Annotated in this window: 13 protein-coding genes and 1 riboswitch; of the genes, 9 read left to right on the top strand and 4 right to left on the bottom strand. The window is 68.3% G+C overall.

The window, feature by feature from the left end:
• Positions 1–34 precede the first annotated feature (34 nt).
• A riboswitch (FMN riboswitch) is annotated at positions 35–193 on the top strand.
• A gap of 142 nt (positions 194–335) precedes the next feature.
• From PSK12I2_RS0116040 to ribA, 8 genes are all read left to right on the top strand, one after another.
• Positions 336–998, top strand: coding sequence for a riboflavin synthase (locus PSK12I2_RS0116040; RefSeq protein WP_027599170.1), 663 nt, complete (start codon positions 336–338; stop codon positions 996–998).
• Positions 999–1,008: 10 nt separating this feature from the next.
• Positions 1,009–2,097, top strand: a complete 1,089-nt coding sequence (ribBA, locus tag PSK12I2_RS0116035) for a bifunctional 3,4-dihydroxy-2-butanone-4-phosphate synthase/GTP cyclohydrolase II (RefSeq protein ID WP_007161210.1) — start codon at positions 1,009–1,011, stop codon at positions 2,095–2,097.
• A 109-nt stretch (positions 2,098–2,206) separates the two neighbouring features.
• The gene (ribE, locus tag PSK12I2_RS0116030; RefSeq protein ID WP_007161209.1) at positions 2,207–2,683 is read left to right on the top strand and encodes a 6,7-dimethyl-8-ribityllumazine synthase; all 477 of its coding nucleotides are present in this window, start codon (positions 2,207–2,209) and stop codon (positions 2,681–2,683) included.
• Positions 2,684–2,691: 8 nt separating this feature from the next.
• Positions 2,692–3,171 carry a transcription antitermination factor NusB gene (gene nusB, locus PSK12I2_RS0116025; RefSeq protein WP_027599169.1) on the top strand — a complete coding sequence of 160 codons (480 nt, stop codon included), beginning with the start codon at positions 2,692–2,694 and terminating at the stop codon, positions 3,169–3,171.
• A 12-nt stretch (positions 3,172–3,183) separates the two neighbouring features.
• Positions 3,184–4,140: a thiamine-phosphate kinase gene (gene thiL, locus PSK12I2_RS0116020; RefSeq protein WP_027599168.1), complete on the top strand. Its 957-nt coding sequence runs from the start codon at positions 3,184–3,186 to the stop codon at positions 4,138–4,140.
• A 21-nt stretch (positions 4,141–4,161) separates the two neighbouring features.
• Positions 4,162–4,671, top strand: a complete 510-nt coding sequence (locus PSK12I2_RS0116015) for a phosphatidylglycerophosphatase A (RefSeq protein WP_027599167.1) — start codon at positions 4,162–4,164, stop codon at positions 4,669–4,671.
• A 27-nt stretch (positions 4,672–4,698) separates the two neighbouring features.
• On the top strand, positions 4,699–5,331 hold the full coding sequence (locus tag PSK12I2_RS0116010) for a TIGR02281 family clan AA aspartic protease (RefSeq protein WP_027599166.1): 633 nt from the start codon (positions 4,699–4,701) through the stop codon (positions 5,329–5,331).
• Positions 5,332–5,426: 95 nt separating this feature from the next.
• Positions 5,427–6,053: a GTP cyclohydrolase II gene (gene ribA, locus PSK12I2_RS0116005; protein ID WP_027599165.1), complete on the top strand. Its 627-nt coding sequence runs from the start codon at positions 5,427–5,429 to the stop codon at positions 6,051–6,053.
• Here ribA and PSK12I2_RS25585 read toward each other — a convergent pair whose 3' ends face one another.
• The 4 genes from PSK12I2_RS25585 to PSK12I2_RS0115985 all read right to left on the bottom strand — a co-directional run bounded on the left by PSK12I2_RS25585 (position 6,054) and on the right by PSK12I2_RS0115985 (position 11,548).
• Positions 6,054–6,752 (bottom strand): methyl-accepting chemotaxis protein, encoded by a 699-nt coding sequence (locus PSK12I2_RS25585; protein ID WP_371100651.1) that lies wholly within the window; start codon positions 6,750–6,752, stop codon positions 6,054–6,056.
• A 1,578-nt stretch (positions 6,753–8,330) separates the two neighbouring features.
• Entirely contained in the window at positions 8,331–10,280 is a 1,950-nt protein-coding gene (gene dxs / locus PSK12I2_RS0115995) for a 1-deoxy-D-xylulose-5-phosphate synthase (protein WP_027599164.1), read from the bottom strand.
• A 150-nt stretch (positions 10,281–10,430) separates the two neighbouring features.
• Entirely contained in the window at positions 10,431–11,309 is an 879-nt protein-coding gene (locus tag PSK12I2_RS0115990; RefSeq protein ID WP_027599163.1) for a polyprenyl synthetase family protein, read from the bottom strand.
• Entirely contained in the window at positions 11,306–11,548 is a 243-nt protein-coding gene (locus PSK12I2_RS0115985) for an exodeoxyribonuclease VII small subunit (protein WP_007161201.1), read from the bottom strand. The genes PSK12I2_RS0115990 and PSK12I2_RS0115985 overlap by 4 nt, the downstream gene beginning before the upstream one ends.
• A gap of 263 nt (positions 11,549–11,811) precedes the next feature.
• Here PSK12I2_RS0115985 and ilvA point away from each other — a divergent pair.
• On the top strand, positions 11,812–12,848 hold a 1,037-nt coding region (ilvA, locus tag PSK12I2_RS23990), incomplete at its 3' end, for a threonine ammonia-lyase, biosynthetic (protein WP_037007788.1).

Genomic DNA, 12,848 nt, shown 5'->3' with positions numbered 1-12,848 from the left:
AACTGTGTTACAAAACCTGCGCTGCCTGCGGGCGGCGAGTTCTCAGGGCGGGGTGCAATTCCCCACCGGCGGTAACGCCCGATCAGTCGGGACGAGCCCGCGAGCGCTCTCTCGTCCTCTGCGGCGGGGGAGGTCAGCAGACCCGGTTGGATTCCGGGGCCGACGGTCATAGTCCGGATGAGAGAGAACGGGATAGCCTCGCCTGGCAGGGGTGCGAGCCCCTCGTCCGTCTGATTTCCCTTCTGTCCGTGCGCCCTGTTTTTTCACCGAAACAGGAGTTCGTCGATGTTTAGCTGCACCGCCTTTCCGGCTCTACCTCTCGGAGGCCTGAGCTGATGTTTACCGGAATCATCGAAGCCCTCGGCGAGATCCGCGCCCTCACGCCCAAGGGCGGCGACGTGCGCCTCTATGTCGCCACCGGCAAGCTCGACCTTACCGACGTCAAGCTCGGCGACAGCATCGCCGTAAATGGCGTCTGCCTTACCGCCGTGGAATTGCCCGGCGACGGCTTCTGGGCCGACGTCAGTCGCGAGACCCTGAGCCTCACCAGCCTGGGCGGTCTCAAGCCCGGCAGCCGGGTCAACCTGGAAAAGGCGCTGATGCCCACCAGTCGCCTTGGCGGCCACCTGGTCAGCGGCCACGTGGACGGACTCGGCGAAGTGGTCTCCCGCGCCGATAACGCCCGCGCCGTGCAGTTCCGCCTGCGCGCCCCGGCCGAGCTGGCCCGCTACATCGCGCTCAAGGGCTCGATCACCGTGGACGGCGTCAGCCTCACGGTGAACGCCGTGGACGGCGCCGAATTCGAGCTGACCATCGTCCCCCATACCCTCGGCGAGACCATCATGGCCGACTACCGTCCCGGGCGCCGGGTGAACCTGGAGGTGGACCTGCTGGCCCGCTACCTGGAGCGCCTGCTGCTGGGCGACAAGGCCGCCGAGTCCAGCAAGGGCGGCGTCACCGAACACTTTCTCGCCGAACACGGCTATCTGCAGCGCTAAGGACGACACCGTGGCACTTTCCAGCATCGAAGACATCATCCAGGACATCCGCGCGGGCAAGATGGTCATCCTCATGGACGACGAGGACCGCGAGAACGAAGGCGACATCATCATCGCCTCCGAATGCGTCACCGCCGAACACATCAACTTCATGGCGCGCCATGCCCGCGGCCTGATCTGCATGCCCATGAGCAAGGGCCTCTGCGAACGCCTCAACCTGCCGATGATGGCCAGCCGCAACGCCTCCGGCTTCGGCACCAAGTTCACCGTGTCCATCGAGGCCGCCGAAGGCATCAGCACCGGCATCTCCGCCGCCGACCGCGCGCGCACCGTGCAGGCCGCCATCGCCAAGGACGCCAAGGCCGGCGACGTGGTCAGCCCCGGCCACATGTTCCCGCTGATGGCCCAGCCCGGCGGCGTGCTGGCGCGCGCCGGCCACACCGAAGCCGCCTGCGACCTGGCGCGCATGGCCGGTTTCGCCGAGAGCGGGGTGATCTGCGAGGTGATGAACGACGACGGCACCATGGCCCGGCGCGACGAACTCGAAGCCTTCGCCGAGCAGCACGGCCTCAAGGTCGGCACCATCGCCGATCTGATCCACTACCGTCTGCTCCACGAGCACACCGTCAAGCGTATCGACGAGCAGCAGCTGGAGACCGAACTCGGTCCGTTCAAGCTGGTGACCTACCGCGACGAGGTGGAGGGCGACGTCCACCTGGCGCTGATCCGTGGCGACCTGGCCGGCCAGGAGCTGCCGCTGGTGCGGGTGCACAACATGGATCCGCTGCGCGACCTCCTGCAGGTGCACCAGCCGGGTCGCTGGAGTCTGCGCAGTGCCATGGAGCGCGTGGCCCGCGAAGGCACCGGCGTGGTGCTGCTGCTCGGTCACTCGATCGAGGGCGACGACCTGCTGGCGCACCTGCGCGAGCCGCTGCCGGTGCCCAAGGCGCTGTCCACCTACAGCACCGTCGGGGCCGGTTCGCAGATCCTCCGCGACCTGGGCATTCGTCAGATGCGCCTGCTCAGCTCGCCGATGAAGTTCAATGCCATATCCGGCTTCGACCTGGAAGTAGTAGACTATCTGCCTCCTGAAGAATGACCCTTCCGCCTGGCGCGCCCCGCCCGGGTGGCATGGCGCGCTTCACCTGGATTTCCACGGACGGCCTGGCACTGCCGGCCGTCCGGCTCTTTGACAACTGGACCCGCACATGAACATCAAGACCTTTGAAGGCACCTTCATCGCTCCTCAGGGCCGTTTCGCCCTGGTGGTCGGTCGCTTCAACAGCTTCGTCGTCGAAAGCCTGCTGCAGGGCGCCATCGACGCCCTGGTGCGTCACGGCATCAAGCCGGACGACCTGACCATCATCCGCGTCCCCGGCGCCTTCGAGATTCCCCTGGCGGTGCAGAAGATCGCCCAGCGCGACGAATTCGACGCCATCATCGCCCTCGGCGCGGTGATCCGTGGCGGCACCCCCCACTTCGAATACGTGGCCGGCGAGTGCACCAAGGGTCTGGCCCAGGTCTCCATGGAATTCGGCGTGCCGGTGTCCTTTGGCGTCCTGACCGTCGATTCCATCGAGCAGGCCATCGAGCGCTCCGGCACCAAGGCCGGCAACAAGGGCGCCGAAGCGGCCCTGTCCGCCCTGGAAATGGTCAGCCTGCTGGCGCAGCTGGAGGCCAAGTGAGCGGCGATCTGACTCCGCCCGCGGCCGGCAAGCCCGCGGGCAAGAAGGCCCCCACCGGCAAACTGGCTGCCCGCCGCGAAGCGCGCAGCCTGTCGGTCCAGGCCCTGTACCAGTGGCACATGGCGGGCCAGGCGATCAACGAGATCGAGGCGCAGTTTCGCGTCGACAACGATTTCGCCAAGGTCGACGGCGCCTATTTCCATGAAATCCTCCACGGCGTCCCGGCCAACAAGGGCGAGATCGACGGTCTGATCCTGCCCTGCCTGGACCGTGCCATGGACGAGGTCGACCCGGTCGAACTGGCCGTGCTGCGACTGTCCTGCTACGAGCTGCTCAAGCGCATCGACGTGCCCTATCGCGTGGTGATCAACGAGGGCATCGAGCTGGCTAAGATCTTCGGCGCCACCGACGGCCACAAGTTCGTCAACGGCGTGCTGGACAAGCTGGCGCCCAAGCTGCGCAGCGCCGAGTTGCGCGGCAAGCGCTGATCGCCCGCGGGCATGGGTGAATTCGAACTCATCCGTCGCTATTTCGCCGCGGCGCCCTGCGCCCGTGGCGGACCCGGCGTGGCCCTGGGCATCGGTGACGACTGCGCGCTGCTGGCACCCGCCCCGGGTGAACAGCTGGCGGTCTCCACCGATACCCTGACCGCCGGGGTGCATTTCCCCGATCCCTGCCCGGATGCCCATGGCCTCGGCCAGCGCGCCCTGGCGGTGAGCGCCAGCGACCTTGCCGCCATGGGCGCCACGCCGCTGGGCTTCACCCTGGCGCTGACCCTGCCGAGCATCGAGCCCGCCTGGCTGGAAGGCCTGGCGGCAGGCCTTGCGCAGATGGCCGAGCAGTGCGAGCTGCGCCTGGTCGGTGGTGACACCACCCGCGGTCCGCTGTCCCTCACCCTCACGGTCTTCGGTCAGGTGCCGGCCGGTCAGGCGCTCTTGCGCAGCGGCGCCCGCCCGGGTGATCTGCTGTGCCTGGGCGGTGCGCCGGGCGAGGCCGGCGGGGCCTTGCCCTTCGTCCTCGGTCAGCGTGCCGCGGAGGGTGCCGCCAGTCGGCACCTGCTGGCACGCTACTGGGCCCCCCAGCCGCAATTCGACCTGGGCCTCTGGCTGCGGGGTCGGGCGACGGCGGCCCAGGACGTCTCCGATGGCCTGGTGGCCGATTGCGGCCATATCGCCACGGCCTCCGGCGTCCGCCTGGTCGTGGAGACGGCGCGGCTGCCGGTGAGTCCGGCGCTGGCCGAACTCTTTCCCGCCGACGAGGTGCTGCGCCTGGCCCTCGGCGCAGGCGACGACTATCTGCTGGTCTTCACCCTGCCGCCGGACCAGGCGCCGGCCCTGGCCGCCGCCTGGCCCCAGGCGCAGGTGATCGGGCGAGTCGAGGCGGGCAGTGGCGTTGTCGTCCTCGCCGCCGACGGTCAACCCATGATCCCGGCGCAGGCCGGCTTCCAACATTTCTAGCGCCCCGCGCGGAGTCCTCTCTTGAGCGAACAGCAAGCCCCCGCCCAGCCGGTCCCTCCGTCGGTCTGGCGCGATCCCTGGCACTTCCTGGCCTTCGGCCTGGGTTCCGGTACCCTGCCCAAGGCGCCCGGGACCTGGGGTTCGCTGATCGCCTTGCCCTTCCTGCCGCTCTGGCAGCTGCTCGGCGGCTGGAGCTATCCGCTGCTGCTGGTGCTGCTGACCGTCTTCGGCTTTTGGCTATGCGGCAAGGTCGCCCGCGAGCTGGGCGTGCACGATCACGAGGGCATCGTCTGGGACGAGATGGTCGGCATCTGGATCACCTTCTGGCTGGCGCCGCCGGGCCTGATCTGGCTGCTGGTGGGTTTCGTCGCCTTCCGCGTGCTGGACATCTGCAAGCCCTGGCCAATCCGCTGGCTGGATGTCAATGTCCGCGGCGGCGTCGGCATCATGGTCGACGATGTACTGGCCGGCATCCTCGCCTGGCTGGTGGTTCAGGGATTACACATCGGTTGGGGTCATCTCGTCGGCTGACGAGACGCAGGCCCAAGGAGCAGGGCAGTGAAAAGACTGGGCGCGTACGGCCTGCTGTTGGCCGTCGGTTCGCTCGCCTGGGCGCAACCCCAGGTCAGGGTCGTGGGGTTGTTCAACGGCGCGGCGGTGGTCAACGTCAATGGCCAGCGCAAGTTGCTGCGGGTCGGCCAGCGCCTGGACGACGTCGAGGTGGTCAGCGCGGATCCCCAGCAGGCGGTGCTGCGCATAGACGGCCGGACCCAGGCCTTTACCCTCGACCGCGAATACAGCGATGGCTACAGCGCCCCGCAGCGCCGCGAATTCAGCGTGCCGCGCAGCAACAACGGCCATTACCAGGTCACCGCCAACGTCAATGGCCGTCCGGTGTCGCTGCTGGTGGACACCGGTGCCACCAGTGTCGCCCTGAGTGGCGCCCAGGCCGATCAGCTGGGCATCAGCTATCGCGACGGCACCCCGGGCTGGGTGGAGACCGCCAGCGGCCATGCCCGCGCCTGGCGCACCACGCTCAAGCAGGTGCGCCTGGGCGATGTCGAGGTGGTCGGGGTGGACGCCATGGTCCTGGAAGGCAACTATCCCAGCCAGGGCCTGCTGGGCATGAGTTTCCTCAACCGCGTGGGCTGGCGCGAGGCTCAGGGCATCTTCTACGTCCAGGCACGCTGATAGATCATCGGGTATCGACGTCATAACCCCTGGCGATGACGCCGGAGCCGGGGAAAAGGTTACAATGTACGTCTTTCCCCGCCAGGAGCCCGCAGGTGTCCGTCGTCTTTGTCGCCGCCTCCCAACTGCCCACCCCCTTTGGCCTGTTCACCATGCACGGTTTCCTCGACGAAACCGATGGCAAGGAACACGTCGCCCTGACCTTCGGTGACGTGGCCGATGGCGAGCCGGTCCTGGGACGGCTGCATTCCGAGTGCCTGACCGGCGATGCGCTGTTCAGCCTGAGATGCGACTGCGGTTTCCAGCTGGAAGCGGCGCTGCGCGCCATCGCCGAGGCCGGGCGTGGCGTGCTGCTCTATCTGCGCCAGGAAGGACGCGGCATCGGTCTGCTCAACAAGATCCGCGCCTACGAACTGCAGGATGCCGGTGCTGATACCGTGGAAGCCAACGAGCGCCTGGGCTTCGGTGCCGACCAGCGCACCTACGCCCTATGCAAGCCGATGCTCGACCACCTCGGCATCACCTCGCTGCGGCTGATGACCAACAATCCGCGCAAGGTGAAGGCGCTCGAGGTCCTGGGCATCCCGGTCGCCGAGCGGGTGCCGCTGCAGGAAGGCCTCAATCCGCACAACCGCCGCTATCTGCTGACCAAGGCCGGCAAGCTCGGCCACATGCTCGGCAATCTGCATCAGAACGAAGAGACCGCCGATCCGGCCTCCTGATCAGCCCGCTGCGCGCGCCGGTTCCAGGCGCTGCGCGGCTTCCTGCAATTCCAGTACCTGTTGATCCACGTTGCGACTGGCGCCCAGGGTGGTCTGGGCCAGCTCGGCGCTGCGCCGTGCCTGGTCCTGGGCCGCCTGGCTGCGTAGCTGCAGCTGGTTGCCGCTGGTATCCAGGGCCTCCAGGGTGTGGCCGATGTGGGTCAGGTGCTCCTGCAGCGCGCCGACATCGCGATCGATGGCGCCCAAGGCCTCCTGGGCCTGGTCCGAACGACTGCGCGAGGTCTGGGCGTCCGCCTTGCAGCGCTGCATGGCGGCCACCGCCTGTTCCGACAGCAGGCGGATCTGGTCGAGGATACTGGCGATCTCGCGGGTGGAATCCGCCGAATGATTGGCCAGGCGCCGCACCTCGTCGGCGACCACGGCGAAGCCGCGTCCCTGATCGCCGGCGCGGGCCGCTTCGATGGCGGCGTTGAGCGCCAGCAGGTTGGTCTGTTCGGCGATGCCGCGGATGGTGTCGGTGACATGGCGCACCGCGTGGGTCTGCTCGTTGAGCGCGCTGATGGTGCCGGCCGAGGTGCCGATGGTGCCATCGAGGACTTCCAGATCGCGGGCCACCTGGCCGACCAGAAGATTGCCGTGGTCGCTGCCGTTGCGTGCCCGGGTCGAGAGGCCACTGCTGTCGCGCACATGGGCGGCCATCTCCTGGCTGCCCTGCAGCATCGTCTGCATGGCCTGGGTGTTGGCCTCGGCCGCCTGCCATTGCTGTTCGGCTTCCTGGCTGGCGTGCTGGGCCCCGCGCTGCAGACTGGCGGCATCGGCGCTGAGGGCGCGGGTGACCTGCTTGACGGTCTGCAGCGAGGTGTCGAGGCGATCGACGAAGCTGTTGATCCAGACCGCCAGCTCGCCGGTCTCGTCGGCGCGAAAGCCCTGGCGATCCAGGCGCTGGTCGAGACTGGCGCCGCATTCGGCGATGTCGAGGAAGAAGTCGCCCAGGCGTTGCAGACGGCGGGTACAGGGCCTGACCACCAGGCCGGCGTACAGGACCAGCGCCAGGGCGGCGCTGCCCAGGGCGAAGGCCCCTTGCCAGGCCGGTTGCCAGAGACTCAGGGCGGCTTGCAGGCCCCAGGCGCCACCGGCCAGCAGCAGGGCGCCGAGCAGCAGGTGCTGGGTCAGGCTGCCGCCACGATAGGCTTCTTCCAGATCCGCTTCGCAGAGCAGGCCCCAGGTATCCGGCGAGCCGGGCAATTGCAGGGTAAGGCCGGCGCCGATCACCGGGACGTGGCGGTAGTCGGAATAGCCCGGATAGGCGACGAACAGATTGCGCCCCTTGCGAATGGTCTCGCGCACCCCAGGGTGTAATTCCTTGGTCGCCGGGGCGGTGAATTTCAGCTCGAATTCGGTGTGCTCGCGGATCCGTACCGTCCCGAAGGGGGTGGCGACCCCTTGCTTGAGGTTATCGCCGGCGGTGAAGGTGGCGTCTTCGAAGCGCGAGCGCGACAGCGCGGTGCCGGGCGCTATGCTGGGGTCGGCGACCGCCTTGACCATGAACAGGTAGTTGTCGCCGGAATCCGGAAAGACATGCCCGGCCTCGCGCTGGATGAGATCGCTGAGCACATCGTTGGGCAGGCGCAGACAGAGACAGCCCAGCGGCTTGCCGGCTTGGCGCAGCGGCTGGTGGAACAGCAGGGTGACGGCATCGTGGAAGGCCGAGGTGGTCGGGCCCAGGGCGAGGGTGACCGGATCGCGATAGGGGCCTTGCAGAAAGGGCGCCTGCAGACCGCGGGCGAGGGCCGCGGCGTCGTGCCGCTGCCCCTGGCGCTGACGTGCGGTGGAGGCGAGGACCAGGCCCTGGGTATCCACCACGAAGAGTTCGGAGGCCGCGCCCAGGTGCAGCAGGGCGTCGTCCAGGATTTGGGGATCCAGCGCGGGCCAGCGGGTCTCCACCGCCGCGGCGATCCGTTCCAGTTGCTGCCAGTGTCTCTGGGTCCAGGTCAGCAGCAGATCACGACGGGTGCCGGCCAGGCCGGCAAAGGTCTTTTCCAGGCGTGCCTGTCGACCTCCGTTGCGCAGGCAGGCCCAGCCACGGGCGATCTTTCCATTGCGCCCCAGCCAGGGCAGCCAGCGGCGCTCGGGGCCGCTCAGATCCATGTCACTCATAACACCCATCCTTGTCGCCACGCTGATTGCAGTCAGCAGCCAGCATGGTGGGGGCTCCAGCCGCGTACTAGAGCGGCTGGACGAGGTGTCGGTGCCTTCAGATCAGCGGTGCGCGGCCCTTTAGGCGGAGGCGCCGCGGGCCAGGCGTGGCGAGGTATCGGCCTGGGCGGCTTCCAGCAGTGCCAGGCGCTCGCGTACCGCGCGCTCGATCCCGGCGACGTCCAGACCGCACTCGGCCAGCATGTCGGCCGGCTTGGCGTGTTCGATGTAGCTGTCCGGCAGGCCCAGGTTGAGCACCGGCTGGACCAGGGCATTGGCCTGCAGGAATTCGTTGACCGCACTGCCGGCACCGCCCATGACGCTGTTTTCCTCGACGGTGACCAGCAGGTCGTGGTCGGCGGCGAACTGGCGGATCAGGGCTTCGTCCAGCGGCTTGACGAATCTCATGTCGGCCACGCTGGCGTCCAGGCGCTCAGCGACCTGCAGGGCCTCGGCCAGTTGCACGCCAAACACCAGGAAGCCGACGGTGGGGCCGTTTTTCAGGCTGCTCTGGCGACGCACCACGCCCTTGCCGATGGGCAGGGGTTCCAGACCCGGATCAAGGGCGGCGTTGGGGCCGCTGCCACGCGGGTAGCGCACCGCGGCGGGGCCTTGGTGGCGATAGCCGGTGGTGAGCAGGCGGCGCAGCTCGTTCTCGTCGCTGGGCGCCATGATCACCATGCCGGGTATGCAGCGCAGGTAGGACAGGTCGAAACTGCCGGCATGGGTCGGACCGTCTTCGCCGACCAGGCCGGCGCGGTCGATGGCGAAGAGCACGTCCAGATGCTGCACCGCCACGTCGTGGATCAGCTGATCGTAGCCACGCTGCAGGAAGGTGGAGTAGATGGCCACCACCGGCTTCATGCCGTCGCAGGCCAGGCCCGCGGCCAGGGTCACCGCGTGCTGCTCGGCGATGGCCACGTCGAAGTAGCGCTCGGGATAGCGTTCGGCGAAGCGGATCAGGTCGGAGCCTTCCTTCATCGCCGGGGTGATGCCCACCAGCTTGGCATCGGCGGCGGCCATGTCGCACAGCCAGTCGCCAAAGATGTTGGAGTACTTGGGCGCGCCCGGGCGCTTGGGCTTGGCGTCCAGCGGCTCCAGCTTGGTGATGGCGTGGTAGCCGATGGGATCGGCCTCGGCGATGGACAGGCCCTTGCCCTTGCGGGTGATGACGTGGAGGAACTGCGGGCCCTTGGCGTCGCGCAGGTTGCGCAGGGTGGTGACCAGGGTCGGCAGGTCATGGCCGTCGATGGGGCCGATGTAGTTCCAGCCGAGTTCCTCGAACAGGGTGCCCGGCACCAGCATGCCCTTGGCGGCCTCTTCGGTGCGGCGGGCGATTTCCCAGGCACCGGGCAGCTTGGAGAGGGCCTTCTTGCCGTTCTCGCGCAGGTGCTGGTAGGTGCGGCTGGAGAGCAGTCGCGCCAGGTAGTTGGACAGGCCACCGACATTGCGCGAGATGGACATGTCGTTGTCGTTGAGCACCACCAGCATGTTGGCGCCGGTGTCCGAGGCGTGATTGAGCGCCTCGAAGGCCATGCCCGCGGTCAGGGCGCCGTCGCCGATCACCGCGACCGACTTGCGCTCGATGCCCTGCAGCTGGGCGGCGATGGCCATGCCCAGGGCGGCGCCGATGGAGGTGCTGGAGTGACCGACGCCAAAGGTGTCGTACTCGCTCTCGCTGCGGCGCGGGAAGGCGGCCAGGCCGTCTTTCTGGCGCAGGCTGGCCATGCCTTCGCGGCGACCGGTGAGGATCTTGTGCGGATAGGCCTGGTGGCCGACGTCCCACACCAGCCGGTCTTCCGGGGTGTTAAAGACGTAGTGCAGGGCCACGGTCAGTTCGATGACGCCGAGGCCGGCGCCGAAGTGACCGCCGGTCTGGCCCACGGTCCACAGGAGAAAGGCGCGCAGTTCGTCGGCGACGGCTTCCAGCTCGGCATCACCGAGCTGGCGCAGCTGGACCGGCGAGTCGATGCGGTCGAGCAGGGGCGTCGCGGGACGCTGGCGGGGAATCTCGTGAAACGTCTTGGGCATCTGGCTGATCACTTTGCGCAGAGAATTAGGCAGTTTACCCGATGCCCGCGTGGCATCCCAACAGCGGACAGGGCGTCTTGTTATGCCCCTGTGACAACGGACCCGGGGGCAAATGCGGCCCGGGTCACGAGTTTTTCCGCGGGCGAGCGCTCAGTTGCGCCGCTCGACGATGTAGCGGGCCAGGGCGCGCAGGGGTTCGGCGGGCTCGCCCAGGGGCTCGATGGCGGCCAGGGCGGTGTCACGCAGCTCCAGGGCATAGGCCTTGGCCGCGTCCAGCCCGAGCAGCGCCGGGTAGGTCGGTTTGTCGCGGGCGAGATCGGCGCCCTGGCGTTTGCCCAGGGTCTGGGTATCGCTTTCGATGTCGAGCACGTCGTCCCAGACCTGGAAGGCCAGGCCGATGGCCTCGGCATAGCGGCCCAGCGCCTCACGCTCGCCGGCACCGGCGGCTTCGCTGGCCAGGGCGCCGAGTTGCACGCTGGCGGCGATCAGGGCGCCGGTCTTGTGCAGGTGCATGGTCTCCAGCGCCGGCTGGTCGATGCGCCGGCCGACCGATTCCAGGTCGATGGCCTGGCCGCCGACCATGCCCGCCGGGCCGCTGGCGCGCGCCAGCACCGCGACCATCTCCAGCCGCACCGCGGCGTCCTGGGGCGCCGCCAGCAGGGTCTCGAAGGCCAGGGTCTGCAGGCCGTCGCCGGCGAGGATGGCGCAGGCCTCGTCATAGGCCTTGTGGGTGGTGGGCCGGCCGCGGCGCAGGTCGTCGTCGTCCATGGCCGGCAGGTCGTCGTGGACCAGGGAATAGGCGTGGATCAGCTCCACCGCGCAGGCGGCCTGGTCGGCGCGCGCCGGATCGCCGCCCAGGGCTTCGCAGGCGGCATAGACCAGCAGCGGCCGCACCCGCTTGCCGCCGCCCATGACGCTGTAGGCCATGGCCGCATAGAGCCGGGCGAGTTCGGCACGCGGGGCGGTGAAGAGCGGGGCGAGGGCGGTGTCGACGCGGCTCTGGCAGCGTTGCTGGTAGGCCTCGATCATGCGTCGTCCCCGACCGGGGCGAAGGGGGCGGCGCTGAGTTCGCCGTCCTTTTCCAGCAGGATCTGCACCTTCTGCTCGGCCTGGGCCAGGGCGCCCTGGCATTCGCGGGTCAGGCGGATGCCCTGTTCGAAGGCGCCGAGGGAGTCCTCCAGGGACAGCTCGCCACTTTCCAGGCGTTCCACCAGGGTCTGCAATTCGGCCAGGGATTGTTCGAAGTCGGGAGCTTTCTTGCGGGCCATCGGGATTCTCGGCAGAGGCGATCGGGTCGCGGGAAGTGGGCTACAGGTCGGCCATTGTGCCACAGCCATCGGCGCCGCTTGACGCCATGCCCGGCCAGGCCCTAGGGTAGCGGTCATGAAAACGCGCAGCCCTCAACGCCCCAGCATTATTACCGCCATTACCTGATGGCGGGACAGCGTTAGCTGCGCAACCAGACCCGCCCAAGAGGCGGGTTTGTACTTTCTGACTCCTGGGCCCCGACGAAACACCCCAGGAGCCCGCCATGACCGCCCAGGAACCCGCCACCGCTCTCTTGCAGCGCTATGCCCGCAAGATCCTCGAAGCCCCCGTCTATGACGTGGCCATCGAAACGCCCCTGCAACCGGCGCGGGCGCTGTCCGAGCGGCTGGGCTGCCAGGTGCTGCTCAAGCGTGAAGACCTGCAGCCGGTGTTTTCCTTCAAGATCCGTGGTGCCTACACCAAGCTGGCCAGCCTCTCGACCGAGGAAAAGGCCCGCGGGGTGATCGCGGCCAGCGCCGGCAACCACGCCCAGGGCCTGGCCCTGGCGGCGCGCGAACTGGGCGTGCGGGCGATCATCGTGATGCCGCGGACCACGCCCGAGCTCAAGGTCATCGGCGTGCAATCGCGTGGCGGCGAGGTGGTGCTGCACGGCGACGCCTTTCCCGAGGCCCTGGCCGAGGCGCTGCGCCTGGCCGACGAGCAGGGCTACACCTTCGTCCCGCCTTACGATGATCCCGACGTCATCGCCGGTCAGGGCACCGTGGCCATGGAGATCCTGCGCCAGCATCCTGGTCGGCTGGATGCCATCTTCGTCCCGGTCGGGGGCGGTGGTCTGATCGCCGGTATCGCCGCCTATGTGAAGTACCTGCGCCCCGAGATCAGGGTGATCGGTGTTGAACCGGACGATTCCAACTGCCTGCAGCAGGCCATGGCCGCCGGTGAGCGGGTGGTGCTGCCGCGGGTGGGGCTGTTCGCCGACGGCGTGGCCGTGGCCCAGATCGGCCACCACACCTTCGAGATCTGCCGCCGTTATGTCGACGAGGTCATCACCGTCAGCTCGGATGAGATCTGCGCGGCGATCAAGGACATCTACGACGATACCCGCTCCATCACCGAGCCCTCGGGCGCCCTGGGCGTGGCGGGGATCAAGAAATACGCCGAGCGGGAAGGTTCGAGCGGCCAGGTGCTGGTGGCCATCGACTCCGGCGCCAACATCAATTTCGATCGGCTGAGACACGTGGCCGAGCGCGCCGAACTGGGCGAGCAGCGCGAAGCCATCATCGCCGTGACCATCCCCGA

The organism is Pseudomonas sp. MOIL14HWK12:I2, assembly GCF_000510745.1.
Classification (GTDB): domain Bacteria; phylum Pseudomonadota; class Gammaproteobacteria; order Pseudomonadales; family Pseudomonadaceae; genus Chryseomonas; species Chryseomonas oryzihabitans.
This window is presented reverse-complemented; position numbering and strand designations above follow the sequence as displayed.